The organism is Gulosibacter macacae (genome assembly GCF_003865375.1).
Taxonomy (GTDB): Bacteria; Actinomycetota; Actinomycetes; order Actinomycetales; family Microbacteriaceae; genus Gulosibacter; species Gulosibacter macacae.
In genome coordinates this window covers 48103-63800 of the sequence record NZ_RQVS01000001.1, presented here as the reverse complement: position 1 = coordinate 63800, position 15698 = coordinate 48103, and the positions used below count along the sequence as shown (strand labels likewise).

14 protein-coding genes and 1 tRNA gene are annotated in these 15698 nt (G+C 64.2%); 6 read left to right on the top strand and 9 right to left on the bottom strand.

Going from position 1 to position 15698, the window contains the following annotated elements; genetic code table 11:
* Positions 1 to 179 precede the first annotated feature (179 nt).
* The 5 genes from EG850_RS00265 (at position 180) to EG850_RS00245 (ending at position 6837) form a co-directional block, all read left to right on the top strand.
* Complete coding sequence (locus tag EG850_RS00265) at positions 180 to 1868, top strand: thiamine pyrophosphate-dependent enzyme (protein ID WP_124969152.1); 1689 nt, start codon at positions 180 to 182, stop codon at positions 1866 to 1868.
* Between the two features lie 100 nt (positions 1869 to 1968).
* Complete coding sequence (locus EG850_RS00260; RefSeq protein WP_124968686.1) at positions 1969 to 3186, top strand: hypothetical protein; 1218 nt, start codon at positions 1969 to 1971, stop codon at positions 3184 to 3186.
* Positions 3183 to 4796, top strand: coding sequence for a VWA domain-containing protein (locus EG850_RS00255; protein WP_124968684.1), 1614 nt, complete (start codon positions 3183 to 3185; stop codon positions 4794 to 4796). The genes EG850_RS00260 and EG850_RS00255 overlap by 4 nt, the downstream gene beginning before the upstream one ends.
* The gene (locus tag EG850_RS00250; RefSeq protein ID WP_124968682.1) at positions 4793 to 5605 is read left to right on the top strand and encodes a hypothetical protein; all 813 of its coding nucleotides are present in this window, start codon (positions 4793 to 4795) and stop codon (positions 5603 to 5605) included. The genes EG850_RS00255 and EG850_RS00250 overlap by 4 nt, the downstream gene beginning before the upstream one ends.
* Positions 5602 to 6837 carry a toxic anion resistance protein gene (locus EG850_RS00245; protein WP_124968680.1) on the top strand — a complete coding sequence of 412 codons (1236 nt, stop codon included), beginning with the start codon at positions 5602 to 5604 and terminating at the stop codon, positions 6835 to 6837. The genes EG850_RS00250 and EG850_RS00245 overlap by 4 nt, the downstream gene beginning before the upstream one ends.
* A 153-nt stretch (positions 6838 to 6990) precedes the next feature.
* Here the strand turns inward: EG850_RS00245 and EG850_RS00240 are convergent, their stop codons facing one another.
* The 6 genes from EG850_RS00240 to EG850_RS00215 all read right to left on the bottom strand — a co-directional run bounded on the left by EG850_RS00240 (position 6991) and on the right by EG850_RS00215 (position 13438).
* Complete coding sequence (locus EG850_RS00240) at positions 6991 to 7605, bottom strand: MBL fold metallo-hydrolase (RefSeq protein WP_124968678.1); 615 nt, start codon at positions 7603 to 7605, stop codon at positions 6991 to 6993.
* Positions 7602 to 8699, bottom strand: a complete 1098-nt coding sequence (locus EG850_RS00235; protein WP_124968676.1) for an S-(hydroxymethyl)mycothiol dehydrogenase — start codon at positions 8697 to 8699, stop codon at positions 7602 to 7604. The genes EG850_RS00240 and EG850_RS00235 overlap by 4 nt, the downstream gene beginning before the upstream one ends.
* Before the next feature lie 100 nt (positions 8700 to 8799).
* Complete coding sequence (locus tag EG850_RS00230; protein WP_124968674.1) at positions 8800 to 10131, bottom strand: O-acetylhomoserine aminocarboxypropyltransferase/cysteine synthase family protein; 1332 nt, start codon at positions 10129 to 10131, stop codon at positions 8800 to 8802.
* Positions 10128 to 11216 (bottom strand): ATP-grasp domain-containing protein, encoded by a 1089-nt coding sequence (locus EG850_RS00225; RefSeq protein WP_124968672.1) that lies wholly within the window; start codon positions 11214 to 11216, stop codon positions 10128 to 10130. The genes EG850_RS00230 and EG850_RS00225 overlap by 4 nt, the downstream gene beginning before the upstream one ends.
* A gap of 76 nt (positions 11217 to 11292) precedes the next feature.
* Positions 11293 to 12444 (bottom strand): cystathionine gamma-synthase, encoded by a 1152-nt coding sequence (locus EG850_RS00220; protein ID WP_124968670.1) that lies wholly within the window; start codon positions 12442 to 12444, stop codon positions 11293 to 11295.
* Positions 12445 to 12448: 4 nt separating this feature from the next.
* Positions 12449 to 13438, bottom strand: a complete 990-nt coding sequence (locus tag EG850_RS00215; protein WP_124968668.1) for a pyridoxal-phosphate dependent enzyme — start codon at positions 13436 to 13438, stop codon at positions 12449 to 12451.
* A gap of 201 nt (positions 13439 to 13639) precedes the next feature.
* Between EG850_RS00215 and EG850_RS00210 the strand changes: the two genes are divergently transcribed.
* Positions 13640 to 14131: a GNAT family N-acetyltransferase gene (locus EG850_RS00210; protein ID WP_124968666.1), complete on the top strand. Its 492-nt coding sequence runs from the start codon at positions 13640 to 13642 to the stop codon at positions 14129 to 14131.
* Between the two features lie 261 nt (positions 14132 to 14392).
* On the opposite strand, the gene EG850_RS00205 is transcribed toward EG850_RS00210, so the two are convergent.
* The 3 genes from EG850_RS00205 to EG850_RS00195 all read right to left on the bottom strand — a co-directional run bounded on the left by EG850_RS00205 (position 14393) and on the right by EG850_RS00195 (position 15622).
* Positions 14393 to 14587 carry a CsbD family protein gene (locus EG850_RS00205; RefSeq protein WP_124968664.1) on the bottom strand — a complete coding sequence of 65 codons (195 nt, stop codon included), beginning with the start codon at positions 14585 to 14587 and terminating at the stop codon, positions 14393 to 14395.
* Positions 14588 to 14704: 117 nt separating this feature from the next.
* Positions 14705 to 15292, bottom strand: a complete 588-nt coding sequence (locus tag EG850_RS00200) for an RAD23 family protein (protein ID WP_124968662.1) — start codon at positions 15290 to 15292, stop codon at positions 14705 to 14707.
* Between the two features lie 256 nt (positions 15293 to 15548).
* A tRNA-Met gene (locus EG850_RS00195) sits at positions 15549 to 15622 on the bottom strand.
* Positions 15623 to 15698: the final 76 nt, after the last annotated feature.

Below are 15698 nucleotides of genomic sequence, written 5' to 3'. Positions count from 1 at the left end.
GATTGGTAATTTTTATACCCCCTAGGGTATCGAAACTCGTCATTTTGCGCAATCTCTCTCCTGGTGAATGCCGTTCAAATACCTGACCACTCATCCAGTGACAGAATGAGAAATTCAGCCCTGGAGACAACGAAGTACAGCGAGGACCGACCATGAGGAAGTTTGATTCGAGCGCGCCGATGACCGGAGCCATCCCCACCATCGAGGCGGTGACGGCAGCCAAGCACCAGACGACGCAGCGCAAGTCAGCCGGCCACGTGATTGTGGAATCGCTTGAAGCACACGGCGTTGAGCGCGTGCACATCGTGCCGGGCGAGAGCTTCCTCGACGTGCTCGACGGCCTTCACGAGTCATCGATCGAGACCGTCATCTGCCGCCACGAGGGTGGCGCCACCTACATGGCCGAAGCCGACGGCAAGCTTCTCCCCATTCCTGGCGTCGCGATGGTCACCCGCGGCCCCGGTGCCGCGAACGCCCACGTGGGCCTCCACACCGCTTGGCAGGACTCGACCGCGCTCGTGCTCTTCGTCGGCCTCATCCCGTTCGAACACCGTGAGAAAGAAGCGTTCCAGGAGTTCGACCCGAAGCAGTGGTTCGGCTCGGGAGCGAAGCGCGTCATGGTGCTCGACCACCCGGCCCGCGCGAGCGAAGTCGTCGCCGAAGCCATGTTCGCAGCCTCGGCCGGTCGCCCCGGCCCGGTCGTCGTGGGCCTCCCCGAAGACATCATCAAGATGGAGGTCGACGGCGCGATTCACCCGTACATTCCCGTCGCATCAGGCGGTATGACCGTTGAAGACTGGAAGTCGCTGCGTCAATCGCTGCTCGAATCAGAGAAGCCCCTGTTCGTGTTCGGCGGTAACGACTGGACCCACGCCGGTGCCGAACAGTTCACCAAGTGGCTCGAAGACCACTCACTGCCCGCGGCCGCCGAATGGCGCTGCGAGGGCACGGTGCCGTTTGACTCACCGTCATATGTCGGCCCGCTCGGCTACGGCCGCCCGGCATTCTCGAACAAGCTGCTTGAAGAGACCGACCTCATCGTGTTCGTCGGCACCGTTCCCGGCGACGTGATCACCTCGGGCTTCACCGGCCGCCAGAACTGGGATCAGCGCAACTTCATCGTCACCATCGACCCCGACCTGCGCGGCCGCTCGGGCCCGCTCTCACACCAGATCGTCTCGAAGCCGGATGTGTTCATCCGCGACCTCGTGCGCATGGACCTGCCGGTCAAGGACTCGTGGCGTGAGTGGACGCAGGAGCTGCGCGGTCAGCAGGAAGAGTTCTCGGCCTTGCCGTCGGCAACTCCCGGCGAGGGCAAGGCGTCGATGGACACGCTCATGGCAAACCTCGTGCCCCTCCTTCCTCAGGATGCAATGGTCACCTTCGGTGCCGGCGAGCACACGAATTGGGCGCACCGCTACTTCCCCACTCGCGGCTACGCCTCGATGATCTCGGCGCGCAACGGTTCGATGGGTTACTCGGTGCCCTCGGCCGTCGCCGCGGCACTGCAGTACCCGGAGCGTTTCGTGGTGACCATCGCCGGTGACGGCGAGTTCCTCATGAACGGTCAGGAGCTGGCGACCGCGACGCAGTACGGCGCGACGCCGCTCGTGATCGTTTCGGACAACCAGGAGTACGGCACGATTCGTACCCACCAGGAACGCGACTACCCGGGTCGCGTCTCGGGTACGCAGCTGCAAAACCCCGATTTCGCGAAGCTCGCCGAAGCATTCGGCGGCGTCGGCATTCGCGTCGAGACCGACGCCGAGGTGCCGGATGCAGTGCGTCGCGCTGTCGAGGTGGTCAAGGAAGGCAAGCAGTTCGCGCTGCTGCACCTCATCACCGACCAGCGCCAAAAGGCGTTCTAACCGCATGACGCGCTATAGCGCGTCATGAAATCGTGCGGCGCGCGGAGATTGACGTTCACCTAGCTGTGTTGGGATTCCCAAAACAGCAGGAGGAAGCAACGTGAAACTCCGTGCGCCGCACTACATCGGCATCGCACTTATCGTGCTCGGCATCGTGGCCGTGCTCATCGTGCAGCTCACCGGCCTCGGTCGCCAGGGTCCGGGTGGACTCGGTGGACTCACCGTGGTCAAGGGCGTCGTCGGCTCCGAAAAGGAAGCCTTCTTCAACGACCCAGCGGTGAAAGAAGTCTTCGCCGAACACGGCTACGACGTGCAGGTCTCAAAATCGGGCTCGTGGCGTATGGCCTCGCTCGAGGGCCTCACCGAGCAAGCCTTCGCCTTCCCTGCATCCGAGATCGCCGCCCAGAATATTGCGACGAACCACAGTGGCGAGGTGGTCTCAACCCACAAGCCCTTCTTCTCACCGCTCGCGATCGCGACCTTCGAACCGATCATGCAGGTGCTCGCGCAATCGAACGTCGCGAGCCAGGATGCATCCGGTCGCTGGCAGATCGATATGGCCGCCTATCTCGACCTTGTTTCGCAGGATGCCCGCTGGAACAAGCTGCCGGGCGCCGCAGGCGTCTACGAGTCGCCGCGCAGCGTGCTCATCACCTCGACCGACATTCGCTCCTCGAACTCGGCCGGTATGTACGTCGCGCTTTCGTCGTACGTGCTCAACGGCAACAACGTCGTCACCTCACAGGCTGAGGCCGACGCGAACCTGCCGCTACTCACGAAGCTCTTCGTCGCCCAGGGCTACGCCGGAGCGTCGTCGACCGCGCCATTCGATGACTACCTCTCACAAGGTATGGGCGCGGTGCCGATGGTGATGGTCTACGAGGGCCAGTTCCTCGAAGAACAGCTCAAGGAAAACACTCGCATTCGCCCCGGCATGGTGCTCGCCTACCCCTCACCGACGATCTTCTCGGTGCACACCGGCGTCACGTTTTCAGAGCAGGGCCAAGCGGTGATGCAGCTCCTCGAAACCGATGCGAAGCTCGCCGATCTCCTCGCCGAACACGGCTTCCGCCCGCAGGGCCAAAACGCTGCCGCCTTCGATGCTTTCCTCGAGCGCGAGCAATTGCAGGATGCGTACCCGAGCGCATCCACGTTCGTGAATCTCGCGCAGGAACCGAGCTACGAGATGCTCGACTACCTGCTCGGCCGCATTGGCGAGGCCTATTCGGTCTCGGGCGCGCCCCCGGCCACGGTCGAACCGACCACCATCTCGCCGCCGACCGACGACCAACCTGACGATCAAGGAGCCACCCCGTGACCGCCAAGCTTCGCAAGTTCGTCACGAAGGCGAGCGCACGCCTCGCGGGTCTGCTTGCCGTCGTCATCGCCGTGCCGGCGCTTCTCACCGGTTGTGCCGGGCTGCTCGGCGGCGGCCCGACCATCAAAGTGCTCGCCGGGAGCGAGGTGAAAGACCTCGAGCCGATCCTTGCTGATATGACCCGCGAGACCGGGGTCACACTCGAGTTCGAATACATCGGCACACTCGACGGCACCGAGGCGCTGCTCTCATCGGGAGACAAGCCCTGGCAGGCAACGTGGTTCCCCTCGAACCGCTACCTCACGCTCTTTCCCGAGGGCCTGAACCTCGTCGACAAGAGCGAATCGATCATGCGCTCGCCGGTCGTGCTCGGCCTGAAGTCTGAGGTGGCGCAGCGACTCGGCTGGACGGCCGACAACCAGCCCACCTGGCAAGAAGTGGTCGATGCGATCAGCCAGGGGCAACTCACCTACGGCATGACCAGCCCGATCTCATCAAACTCGGGATTCACGACGCTCGTGCAGATGACCACGGCGCTCTCGGGTACCGGCACCGTGCTCGCGACCGGTGACATCGCCGCAACGACCCCGCAACTCCAGCAGTTCGCGAGTGGCCAGCAGCTTGCCTCCGGTTCTTCGGGCTGGCTCGTCGACAAGTTCGCGCAGCAGCCCGACGCGGTCGATGGCATCTTCAACTACGAATCGGTACTCGAGACCGTGCAGGTGAACGGTCAGCCCCTTAGCATCGTGATTCCTTCCGACGGCGTCGTCACAAGCGATTACCCGCTCACCCTCCTCAAGGGCGCCGACGAAGAGACCGCCGCGAACTACCAGAAGGTTGTCGACTACCTGCTGCGCGATGACGTGCAACAGCGCATTGCCGACGACACGCACCGCCGCACCACCGCCACTCCCCCGAGCATGGACGCTTCGGTGTTCGAACTGCCGTTCCCGAACCAGCTCGAGACGGTGCAGACGCTGCTCGAGACCTGGCTCAGCCAGGTGAAGAAGCCCTCGAACATGGTCTTCGCCATCGACACTTCGGGGTCGATGGGTGACGGCAGCCGCATGGACGACCTGCGCGCGGCCCTCGATGTGCTCTCGGGTAGCCACGGCGATGGCACCTCGAGCGCGCTGCTGCGACTGCAGCCGCGTGAACGCATCACCTATCTCGAATTCTCCAGCTCGGTGAAGTCAGAGTTCACCGTCGAGATTCCCGCCGACACTGCCGGCTACGACGCTGCCCTGCGCGAAATCAACTCGCATGTGAGTAGCTACAGCCCCTACGGCGGCACCTCGGTCTACACCACCGTTGCCACCGCCTACGAGGATGCGCTGGCGAACGCGAGCGGTGACACGATTTCGTCAATCGTGCTGTTCACCGATGGTGAGAGCAACGAAGGTATGTCGGCTCGCGATTTCGAGCGCTGGTACGAGGACTTCGTCGCGCAGCATCCCGAGGCGCGCGAGATTCCCGTGTTTACCGTGAAGTTCGGCGATTCAAACGCCGACGAACTCGAGCGCCTCGCCGAACTCACCGGTGGTCGCAGCTTCGACGCGAAATCCGAGTCGCTCGCGGCGGCGTTCCGTGAGATCCGGGGATACCTATGAGTTCATCCCCGCGAAAGTGGCTGGCACCTACCGTCACCGGCGCGCTCGTCGGCGTCGGCACAGCGGCCGCCACAGTGTTGTTGCTCGGCTTCGCACCTCCCGTTGGCATCGCGCTCGGTGCCGCGCTCGGCGCGGGCGCCGGCATGCTCTTCACGCCAATGGCGCCGCGGATGCTTGAAATCGGCAGCACCAGCGTCGCGCCAACGACGGTGCCCGAGACCCTGCAGGCCGTGCTCACGAGCGCAAACGCCATGGAAAACACGCTGCGCCGTCTTGAGAGCCGGCCGCTGTGGTCGGGCACGCACCTTGACGAGAAACTGGGCGACCTCATCCGGGGTGTGCGCACCCTCGCGATCACCCCGGCGCTGCAACAGCGCACCCAGCTCGACGGCGATGTGCACATGCTCCACGTGCTTGCGACCGACTACCTGCCAACGATCGTGAATCTCGCCATTGAAAACGACCGGATGCACACCTCCTTTTCGGGCCGCGCCTCGCGTGCCCAGGTCGAAAAGAATGTGGTGGCGCTGGAAGAGCAGGCGGGCATCCTCGGCGAAGCACTTGACCGCATCGAAACCGATGTGGTGCGCGGGACGACCCAGAGCGTCTATGAGCACGCCGCCTTTTTGCAGCTGCGCTTTGAGCAGGCGAGTACCGCGTCGGTGCTTGACCTCGACCAGCCGCTTCGTGACTCGCCGCAGTATGACGCCGGACCGGCGAGCCTGCCTGGCGTCCCGAACCCTGGCACCCCGAACCCTGGCGACGCACCCGACCTCAACCCGAACACCGATCCGAGGAGCCTTGCATGAACGACAAGCTGCAACCGCCGAGCGCCGCAGAACTCGAGCCGATTCCGGCCACGCCGCCGGTTGAGGCCGTCGAGCCCGAGAAGGCTCCCGACATGTTGCCCGACATCGATCCGGCAACCGCGCTCGATCTGCGCCGTCGCGCCGACACCTGGGTGGACCACCTCTCGACGATGCGGCCGAAGACACCCGAGTACACCGAGCAGGTGCGGGCGATTCAGCAGGTTGCGCGCACCGAGATTCAGTCGTCATCGACCGCCTCGAGTCGCTTTCTCGACAAGAGCCTTGCGCAGGCAAAGGCCGCCGGTGGCGATGGCAATGCCGCCGAGGTGTCGCGTTCGCTCGTGGATCTGCGCAACAAGGTCGAAGAGCTCGCGCCCGGTGAGAAGTCGTTCCTAGGTCGGCTGGCGAGCGCGTTGCCGGGCGGCAAGCAACTGCAGCGCTACTTCAAGCAGTACGAGACGAACCAGGAGCAGCTCAACACGATTCTGCTCTCGCTTGACCGCGGCCAGGATGTGCTGCGCAAGGACAACGCCGCACTCGGCATTGAACGCAAGGCGCTGTGGGATTCGATGGTGCAGCTCAAGCAGCTTTCGGGCTTGCTCGATGAACTGGATGCGGCGGTCGTGCGCAAGATCGAAGATCTCGCGGGTGCCGGAGATGTGCAGGCCGCCTCAGCGATGGAACAGGATGTGCTCTTTGCGGTGCGCCAGCGCCACGTTGATGTGCAGACGCAGCTTGCCGTGAGCGTGCAGTCGTACCTGTCGATGGATCTCATCCAGGACAACAACCTCAAGCTCATTGACGGTGTTGAGCGAGCAAAGACGACCACGATGACGGCATTGCGCACGGCCGTCGTCGTCGCACAGGCGCTTGAGAACCAGCGCATTGTGCTCGACCAGATTGATGCGGTGAACTCGACCACGAACGCAATGATCGAGAAGACCTCGGCGATGCTCCGTGACAATACGGCGCGCATCCAGCAGCAAGCCGTGTCTTCCGGCGTCTCGCTTGAGACGTTGCAGCGGGCCTACGACAATGTGTTCGCGACGATCGACCAGGTGGAGCAATTCCGCGCGACGGCGAATCAGAACTTTGCGGCCACCATCGCGAATCTCTCGCACCAGCTCGAGCGGGCAACGCCCTACCTCGAGCGTTCGCGCGAGAATGAGCTCACGCGTCAGCCGAATAGCCAGCTCGGCGTTGGGCAGTTGCCGCCTGAGCTCACGCTCTAGGCGGGGTGCGGGGGTCTCGATACGCGCTTCGCGCTACTCGACCAACCAATAAATTTGGCTGGTCGAATAGCACCCACCTGGCTGGTCGAGCAGCACCCGTTTGGCTGGTCGAGTAGGAGCGAAGCGACGTATCGAGACCCCCCAGCCAAACCCCTAGTCGACCCAGTCGCCCTGCTTCTCGGCACCGATCGTGGTGTCGTCGCCGTGTCCGGTCTTCACGACGACCTCATCGCCGAGCGGGAAGAGCTTCGTGCGAATCGAGAACTCGAGCGTCGAACGATCGCTGTAGCTGCGCCCCGTCGCGCCCGGCCCACCGTTGAAGAGCGTGTCACCGGTGAACACCACCCCAAGCTCCGGCGCCCACAGGCACACCGCGCCGGGAGCGTGCCCCGGAGTCGCGAGCACCTCGAGCCGGGTGCCAGCAATCTCAACGACATCGCCATCGTGCAACTCCCCATCGGGTGCGCGGTCAGGGTGCGTGAGCTCCCACAGCACGGCGTCATCCGGGTTGAGCAGAATTGGCGCACCAACGCGCTCGGCAAGTTCAGGCGCAAATCGGATGTGGTCATCGTGCGCGTGCGTGCAGACGATCGCCTTCACAGTGCGTCCGCCCACGAGCTCAACAATGGCATCCACGTCGTGCGGCGCGTCGATAATGATGCACTCGTTGTCGTCGCCGACGACCCAGACGTTGTTGTCAACGTCGAACGTTTCGCCGTCGAGCGAGAACGTGCCAGCGGTTACAGTGTGGTCAATGCGCGCGGTCATTCGGCGGCTCCTTCCAGCACGACAACCGAGCGAAGCACATCGCCACGGTGCATCTTCTCGAACGCCTCGTTGATGCCATCAATGGCAATGCGCTCACTCACGAAGTCGCCAAGCGGGAAGCGTCCCTGCAAGAAGAGATCGGTGAGGAGCGGAAAGTCGCGCTCGGGCAGGCAGTCGCCATACCAGCTCGACTTCAGCGAGCCACCACGGCCGAAGATTTCGAGTAGCGGCAGCGTGAGCTGCATGTCCGGCGTCGGCACCCCGACGAGTACGACACGGCCCGCGAGATCACGGGCGTAGAAGGCCTGCTCGAAGGTTTCGGGGCGGCCGACCGCGTCGATGACGACATCGGCGCCGTTGCCATCGGTGAGTTCGCGAACTCGCTCGACTGCATCCTCGTTGTTCGAGTTGACGGTGTCGGTGGCACCGAATTGGCGTGCCTGTTCGAGCTTGCGGTCATCGATGTCGACGGCGATGATCTTCGTCGCACCGGCGAGCTTCGCACCCGCGATCGCGGCGGTGCCGACGCCACCGCAGCCGATGACGGCGACCGATTCGCCGCGGCGCACTGCCGCGGTGTTGATGGCCGCGCCTGCGCCCGCCATGATTCCGCAGCCAAGGAGGCCCACTGCGGCCGGGTCAGCGGTCGGATCAACCTTGGTGCACTGACCCGCAGCCACGAGCGTCTTCTCGATGAACGCACCGATGCCGAGGGCCGGCGAGAGCTCAGTGCCGTCTTCAAGGGTCATCTTCTGCGTCGCATTGTGCGTCGCGAAGCAGTACCAGGGCTCACCGCGCTTACAGGCGCGGCACTCGCCACACACGGCACGCCAGTTGAGCACGACAAAGTCGCCAACTTCCAGGCCCGTCACATCGGGGCCGATCTGCTCGACGATGCCGGCTGCTTCATGGCCAAGGAGGTAGGGGTAGTCGTCGCCAATACCGCCCTGCACGTAGTGGAGGTCAGTGTGGCAAACGCCGCAGGCCTGGATGCGGACGACCGCCTCGCCGGGGCCGGCGTCTGGAACATTCACGGTCACGAGCTCGACCGGCTCGTTCTTCGCGCGCACGATCACGCCTTGGACTTGCTGCATTGTTGCTCCTCGCTCGTGGTGAAGTCAGCTAGATGAGGATGCTCTCACGCGCGTCCGAACGACCACTGAGCAGGACGCTTCGAGAGCCTCAGCGCACGGGCTAGCCGTGCACGCGCACGACGGCGGCCAACGCATCCTCGAGATCAGCGATGAGGTCGTCGACCGTTTCCAGACCAATCGACAGGCGCACGAGCCCCGGTTCAATACCGAGTCGCAGGCGGTACTCCTCGCTGAATAAGAGGTGTGTGGTGGTGCCCGGATGAATCGCGAGCGAGCGCACATCACCGATATTCGTCATCCGCGAGAACACCCGCAGGTGGTCGATGAAGGTTCGCGCACCCTCGAGTCCGCCGATGACGGTGAGCGCGAATACCGAACCGCTGCGGCCGCCATAGAGTCGCTGCGCAAGCTCCGAGTCGCGACCGCCGGGTAGGCCCGCGTAGTCAACCGAGACCACCCCGGACTGTCCCACGAGCCACTCCGCAATTGCACGGGCGCTGTCAACGTGGCGTTGCATCCGCAGTGACAGAGTCTCCATGCCCTGCTGCAGCAAGAACGCGTTGAACGGCGAGATCGCCGGGCCATAGTCATACACGGAGGTGAGGCGAACGTACTGTTCAAAGGCGCGGTCGCCTGCCGCCTCGACGAACGAGGGTTTGCCAGGATGCTGGCGCTCGGTGAGGAGCGGATAGCGCCCCTCAGTCGCGGCCCAGTCAAACCGGCCACCGTCAACGATCACTCCCGAGAGCCCTGCCCCGTGCCCGCCAAGGAACTTCGTTGAGGAGTGCACGACGATATCGGCTCCATGCTCGATGGGCCGGATGAGGTAGGGCGAGGCGATCGTGTTGTCGACGATGAGCGGGATGCCGTGGGCGTGTGCGATCTCAGCGACAAATGCGATGTCGACGATGTCGTTCTTCGGGTTCGGAATCGACTCGGTGAAGATCGCCTTGGTGTTGGGGCGGATCAGCGCTTCCCACTCGTCGCGGCTGCGCCAGTCCCACACATAGTCGACTTCAATACCGAGGCGGCGCAGCGAGCGGTTGAACATGAGCTGTGTGCCGCTGTAGATGCTCGCGGTCGAGATGAAGTGGTCGCCCGCTTCGAGCAGGCTCAACATCGTCGAGGCGATGGCCGCGCTACCCGAGGCGACGGCGACCGCGCCGGTGCCGCCCTCGAGCGAGGCGACGCGCGCCTCAGCAACCTCACTTGTGGGGTTGCGGTGACGGGAGTAAAGCTGGCCGTCATCTTCACCCGAAAAGCGATCCCAGGTGTGCTGGAACGAGTCGAAGCGGAAGGCGTTCGACATATGAATCGGCACGACTCGGTCGCCATCGGCACCGTAGGGACGCTCCCCCGCGTGCACTTGGCGGGTGTCGAAGCCGAACCCGTCCCAGTCGTAGTTAGGGTCGACGACCTCGTGCTCTGTCACGCCGGTTGGCCGATCGCCGCGAGTTCGCGACCAAGCGCGCGGGCCACGGCACGGGCGCCGGGCAGTTCGGCGCGTGCCTCGACATCGGGGTTGTAGTTCGTGTTCGTGTTGATGTCGTAGACGATGCGGCGGCCGTCGGCGGTCTCAAAGAACTCAATACCGGCGACCTCGATGCGGTGCTCGGCGAGGAAGTCGCGCAGGGCGCGGATGAGTGGATCGTTTTCGGTGATCTCGGGACGCACGACAAACAGTCCGCTATCCGCGGGTGCCTCGCAGGCCGCGCCGGCGACCACAAAGTCACTCGGGGCGAAGTTGAGATCGAGGTTCCCCGCAGCCAGCAGGCCGTTTGGCAGCGAGGTGAGTGTTGCATCTGCACCGTCGTCGGTGAGGTCGACGACGCAAGCCTCGGCCGGGCAGAGTTCGAAGCTGCCCGCCGAGGTGTCGACGCGCACCGCGTAGAGAAACTCGCCATCGACGAACTCGGCACGAGTGATAAACGGCTCGGCGGTGACGACGTATTCCTGCAGCAGGGTGATGCCGTCGACGGGCTGCTCGAATTCGGCCGAAGCGATGTACTCGTCGAATGCCGCGTAGTCGTCGAAGCGGCGCACGCCGAGGCCCTTGCCGCCCTGGTTGTGCTTCGTGATGAAAGGCACGGGCAGCTCGCGCGCTCGGGCGGCGAGGTCGTCAGTGCCAAGCACCGCGATCGTGCGGGGCGTGTCGATACCGGACGCGCGAAGTGCCGCGTACTGCGCCACCTTCGACACCTCGAGCTCAAGCACCTGCGAGCCGTTCACAACGCGACGGCCATGCGCCTCAAGCCAGCGCAGGATTGCCCGGGCGAAGTCCTTCGCGTGCGCGTTGTCACGCGTGTGCGAGGAGGCGCTGAGGCGCGACCAGAACACGCCCTTCGGCGGCTCGGCGGCGATGTCGAACGAGCCCTCGGTGAGCGAGAGTTCGCGCACCGGCACACCCTCCGCCTCGAATCCGGCAAGCAGCGGCGGCAGCCACTCGGGGTTCTCGTGGAGGACATACACGGCAGGCGCGTCGTGCTCGGTGGCAGACAGGTTCGAGTTCTCAGGCATGTTCGTCAGCGTAGGCATCGCTTCAGTTCTTTCGGTGGTTCGGTGTCATCTCGCGTAACCGAGCGAGCCGGGAGGGCTACGCCGGCAGCGCGTCGAGGGCAACGGTGAGGTCAGCGACGAGGTCGCGTGCATCCTCAATACCGACGCTGATGCGCACGAGGTTTGCCGGCACTTCGAGCGCCGTGCCCGCAACCGAGGCGTGGGTCATCGCTGCGGGGTACTCAATGAGCGATTCCACGCCGCCGAGCGACTCGGCGAGCGTGAAGAGCGTCGTCGTCTCGACGAGCTGACGGGCAGCCGCTTCGCCGCCGCGCAAGAGCACCGACACCATGCCGCCGAACCGGCGCATTTGCCGCGCCGCAATCTCGTGGCCGGGGTGCGAGGGCAGGCCCGGGTAGAGCACCGCTTCAACGGCAGGATGCTGCTCAATCGCCGCGACGATCGCCTCGGCATTGTCGCTGTGGCGGTCGATGCGCACGCCGAGGGTCTTGAGCCCGCGGCTCACGAGCCATGAGTCGAAGGGGGCCGCGACCGCGCCGACCGCGTTCTGGAGGAAGCCGATGTGCTCCGCGAGGTTCGCATCCCTGACGATCACCGCGCCACCAACGACGTCAGAGTGTCCGCCGAGATACTTCGTGAGCGAGTGCACGACCACATCGGCACCGAGCGTAAGCGGCTGCTGCAGCGAGGGGGTTGCAAAGGTGTTGTCGACTACGAGGAACGCCCCCGAGGCCTGGGCGATCTCGGCAACGGCGGCGATATCGACGATGCGCAGCAGCGGGTTCGAGGGCGTCTCGACCCAGAGCACGCGCGGCGCGTGGGTAGCAACGGCGGCGCGCACCGCATCCAAGTCGGTGAAGTCGACGGTGAGATTCGTGATGCCCCACTCGCCGTGCACGCGGTTGATCAGACGGTAGGTGCCGCCGTAGGCGTCGTTGCCGACGAGAATCTTCTCTCCGGGCACGAGTGTGGCGCGCAGCAGCGTGTCTTCGGCCGCGAGCCCGCTTGCGAACGCGAAGGCGTGGGTGCCGCCCTCGAGTGAGGCGAGCGTGTCTTGGAGCGCCGTGCGCGTCGGGTTGCCACTGCGCGAATACTCGTAGCCCTCGCGCAGCCCGCCGATGCCGTCTTGCTTGAACGTCGAAGTGAGGTAGAGCGGCGGGATCACCGCGCCGGTTGTCGGGTCAGGGGTCTGGCCGTCGTGAATCGCGCGGGTGTTGAACTCGGTCATATGGTCAGGCCCTGTCTGTGTTCGTCGCAGTGTCGTGAGTGGTATCGAAACCGGATGCGTGCATCCAGTTGTCATCAAAAATCTTGTTGAGATAGCCACGGCCACCATCGGGAAGGATGACGACGACAAGGTCGTCGGGACTGAGCGTGGCGGCGAGTTCGAGGGCTGCGGCCGCGGCCATGCCCGAAGATCCGCCGACGAGGAGTCCCTCTTCAGCGGCGAGGCATCGGGTGGTTGCGAAGGCGTCGGCGTCGGTGACCTTGACGATGCGGTCGGGCACCTGCGAATCATAAGTGGGTGGGAAGAAGTCTTCGCCAACGCCCTCGACGAGATAGGGATGCGCCTCTCCCCCGCCGTAGATTGAGCCGACCGGCTCGACGCCGACGACCTCGACCGCGCCGTTCGAGACGTCGTGAAGGTAGCGGCCGGTGCCGGTGACAGTGCCGCCAGTGCCAACACCGATAACGACGTGGGTGACGGTGCCTTCGGTGTCGCGCCAGATTTCGGGACCCGTGGTGTCGTAATGGGCGGCCGGTCCATTGGCATTGTCGAATTGGTTCGGCATGAAGGCGCCGGGGGTTTCGGCTACAAGCCGGGCCGCGACCGAGTTGTACGAGCGCGGGTCGTCGGTGGCGACGGCAGCCGGATTAATGACGACTTCGGCGCCGTAGGCCCGAAGCACGCGAATCTTCTCGTCGCCGACCTTGTCGGGAACAACAAAGATGCACCGGTAACCGCGGTGCTGGGCCGCGAGCGCGAGGCCGACGCCGGTATTGCCCGAGGTGGGTTCGACGATCGTGCCGCCGGGATGCAGTTGCCCAGCGGCTTCTGCGGCGTCGAGGATGCGTTCGGCGATTCGGTCTTTCACCGAGCCGCCGGGGTTGAGGTACTCGACCTTCGCGACGACTCGAGCGCCGCCTTCGCGTGGAAGGGAGTGGAGCTCGACGAGTGGCGTGTTGCCGATGAGTTCGGTGATACTGGCGGCGATGCGCACGAATAGTTCCTTAGCTGCGGTGTCGTGAACTGAAGCTCGGTTTGCGGGCGCGCAAAACGCGCATCCCAGCTAGGAGCAACAACAACACAGCGAAGTCTTGCCGTCCAGGTTAGACCGACAAAATATTGCGCACGCAACTATTACCCAATGTGACGCAAGGTGATGAGCTGCCGATTCACCCTGCGGTGCTTGACTAGCGACATGGCTACCGCTGAAGTTTCCGCTCGTCACGCCTACGCGGCCGAACAACTCACGGCCTCGCATGCCGGCGAAATCTTGACCCTGCAGCGTGCCGCCTACCTCACCGAGGCGGCTGCGCACAACGACTTTGACCTGCCGCCACTCACGCAAACACTGAGCGAACTCGTGGATGAACTCGGGAGCGATGACGTGATTGCGCTCGGCATGCGGGATGACACGCGCCTAGTCGGTGCGGTGCGCCTGCGGCGCGTCGGTACTGCGGTCGAGCTCGGACGACTCACAGTTGCGCCTGACCGTCAGGGGCAGGGCATCGGTACGTTTCTGCTTGCGGAGGCGGAGCGCGCCTTCCTCGAGGCAAGGGAGATGCGCCTGTTTACCGGCGAGCACAGCCTTGCCAACATCCGCCTCTACGAGCGCGTCGGCTACAACGAAACCGAGCGCACGCCGGTGGGCACCTACTCCCTAGTCCACTTCACAAAGCCGTTGCGATAGCAGTCAGCTGTGGCACTCGAACACCCAACATTGACTGGTCAAGCGGTGCCCTGAAGCTCTCGAAGGGTAGCGCAACCCAACCCTGGGGTCGTCGAGCGGTGCACTGAGGTTCTCGAAGCGTGCCGCCGAAGGCGGTGTATCAGGACTCCACCCCAACCGAACACCGCCCGCGTCTTGCCTGTGGCGAGGTCATATTGCTCCTGGGAGCAATATGACCCGCTGTGAGGCACAACGCGGGCGGCGAAAGTCGATGCGGCTTGGTTAGTCCTTGCCGCGCATCTTGTCGACGGCATCCGTGAGGCCGTCACGCACGTCGTCGATCTTCTCCTTGATGCCCGCAGCCGCCTGGTCGGCCTTGCCCTCATTGCGGAGCTTGTCGTTGTCGGTGACCGCTCCCGCAGCCTCCTTGGCGCGGCCTACGAGGTCTTCACCCTTGTGTCGTGCTTGATCAGTCATGATGCAGCTCCTTCGGTTGAGTTGCGCACTACCTTGCCGAACCGTCCTGGGTAGTCCCTGGTCAGGGCATCCACGTTTCCGCTGAGCCACCCGCGATGGTCGTGGTATTTACGTGCCTCAGCCGTCTATCTCGTAGGCCACGGCATCGGCACCTTGCAGGCATTGCTCCGGCACACCCTGCAGCGAGTCGAGCGGCACCTCGTCGACCTCCCACTCGACACTGTCACCGACGTGCACGGTGCGGTTGTCGTCGAGTTTCACGCCGGGCTTGCCACTGAGCACCTCGGTGTCGTCATCGAAGATCACCAAGCGCGGCGCACCCTCACCTTCGTTGGCGAATGCGAGGCAGCCGCCGGGGCCGGTAATGAGCTTGGCCGTGATAGTCACGCTTTCACGATCGACACCGTCATCTTGCGACTCGAGCAAGGCGGTGACGCCTTCCACCGTGACCGGGTTGACTACGAACGCGGTCGCGCCAGGCGAAGCGGATGCGTCGGGAGCGGCGGACCCCGTGTCGCTCGGCGTTGAAGTTGCCGCAGCACTCTCGCTGACATCGGGCAACGGCGTCGTCGCAGCATCATCGCCCGCTGGCGTCTCGCTTGCGCAGGCGCTGAGCGCGGCGGTGAGTGCAACCGGGGCGACAACCGCAGCTGCGTTCCTCGCCTTGCGGCGGCCGCCGAAAGCAGTCTCGAGTTGGTCAGTCATCAGTACTTTCCTTCCTTCTCGGTCGGCAAAGTCTGTCGCGCGTATCTGAGTGGACTCTGGTCTGCGCGTCGTAGCCGATGTACGAATCTGTGCCTCACACAAACCCATCTCCGCTCAGCGAGGAGATGGTCGCCTGTGAGGCACAGATTCGTACAAGCTGGCGAGCGCCGCACACCCAAGAAGCTCAGCCGCACGCGACGAGGCCAATTGCGGAAAGCAAACTGGCCCAGATCCTAAGATCTGGGCCAGTTTCTAGTTGCGGGGGCAGGATTTGAACCTACGACCTCCGGGTTATGAGCCCGGCGAGCTACCGAACTGCTCCACCCCGCGGCACAAGAGACAACATTACCTGACGTTCACGCGAAAGTCCAACTCCGCACACCTGCCCCACACTGACCAGGTATTT

Bases quoted from the DNA above. Each gene is read 5' to 3' on its own strand.
- EG850_RS00265 (WP_124969152.1), top strand. From the start codon at position 180: ATGACCGGAGCCATCCCCACCATCGAGGCGGTGACGGCAGCCAAGCAC.
- EG850_RS00250 (WP_124968682.1), top strand. From the start codon at position 4,793: ATGAGTTCATCCCCGCGAAAGTGGCTGGCACCTACCGTCACCGGCGCG.
- EG850_RS00245 (WP_124968680.1), top strand. From the start codon at position 5,602: ATGAACGACAAGCTGCAACCGCCGAGCGCCGCAGAACTCGAGCCGATT.
- EG850_RS00240 (WP_124968678.1), bottom strand. From the start codon at position 7,605: ATGACCGCGCGCATTGACCACACTGTAACCGCTGGCACGTTCTCGCTC.
- EG850_RS00235 (WP_124968676.1), bottom strand. From the start codon at position 8,699: ATGCAGCAAGTCCAAGGCGTGATCGTGCGCGCGAAGAACGAGCCGGTC.
- EG850_RS00225 (WP_124968672.1), bottom strand. From the start codon at position 11,216: ATGCCTGAGAACTCGAACCTGTCTGCCACCGAGCACGACGCGCCTGCC.
- EG850_RS00220 (WP_124968670.1), bottom strand. From the start codon at position 12,444: ATGACCGAGTTCAACACCCGCGCGATTCACGACGGCCAGACCCCTGAC.
- EG850_RS00210 (WP_124968666.1), top strand. From the start codon at position 13,640: ATGGCTACCGCTGAAGTTTCCGCTCGTCACGCCTACGCGGCCGAACAA.
- EG850_RS00205 (WP_124968664.1), bottom strand. From the start codon at position 14,587: ATGACTGATCAAGCACGACACAAGGGTGAAGACCTCGTAGGCCGCGCC.
- EG850_RS00200 (WP_124968662.1), bottom strand. From the start codon at position 15,292: ATGACTGACCAACTCGAGACTGCTTTCGGCGGCCGCCGCAAGGCGAGG.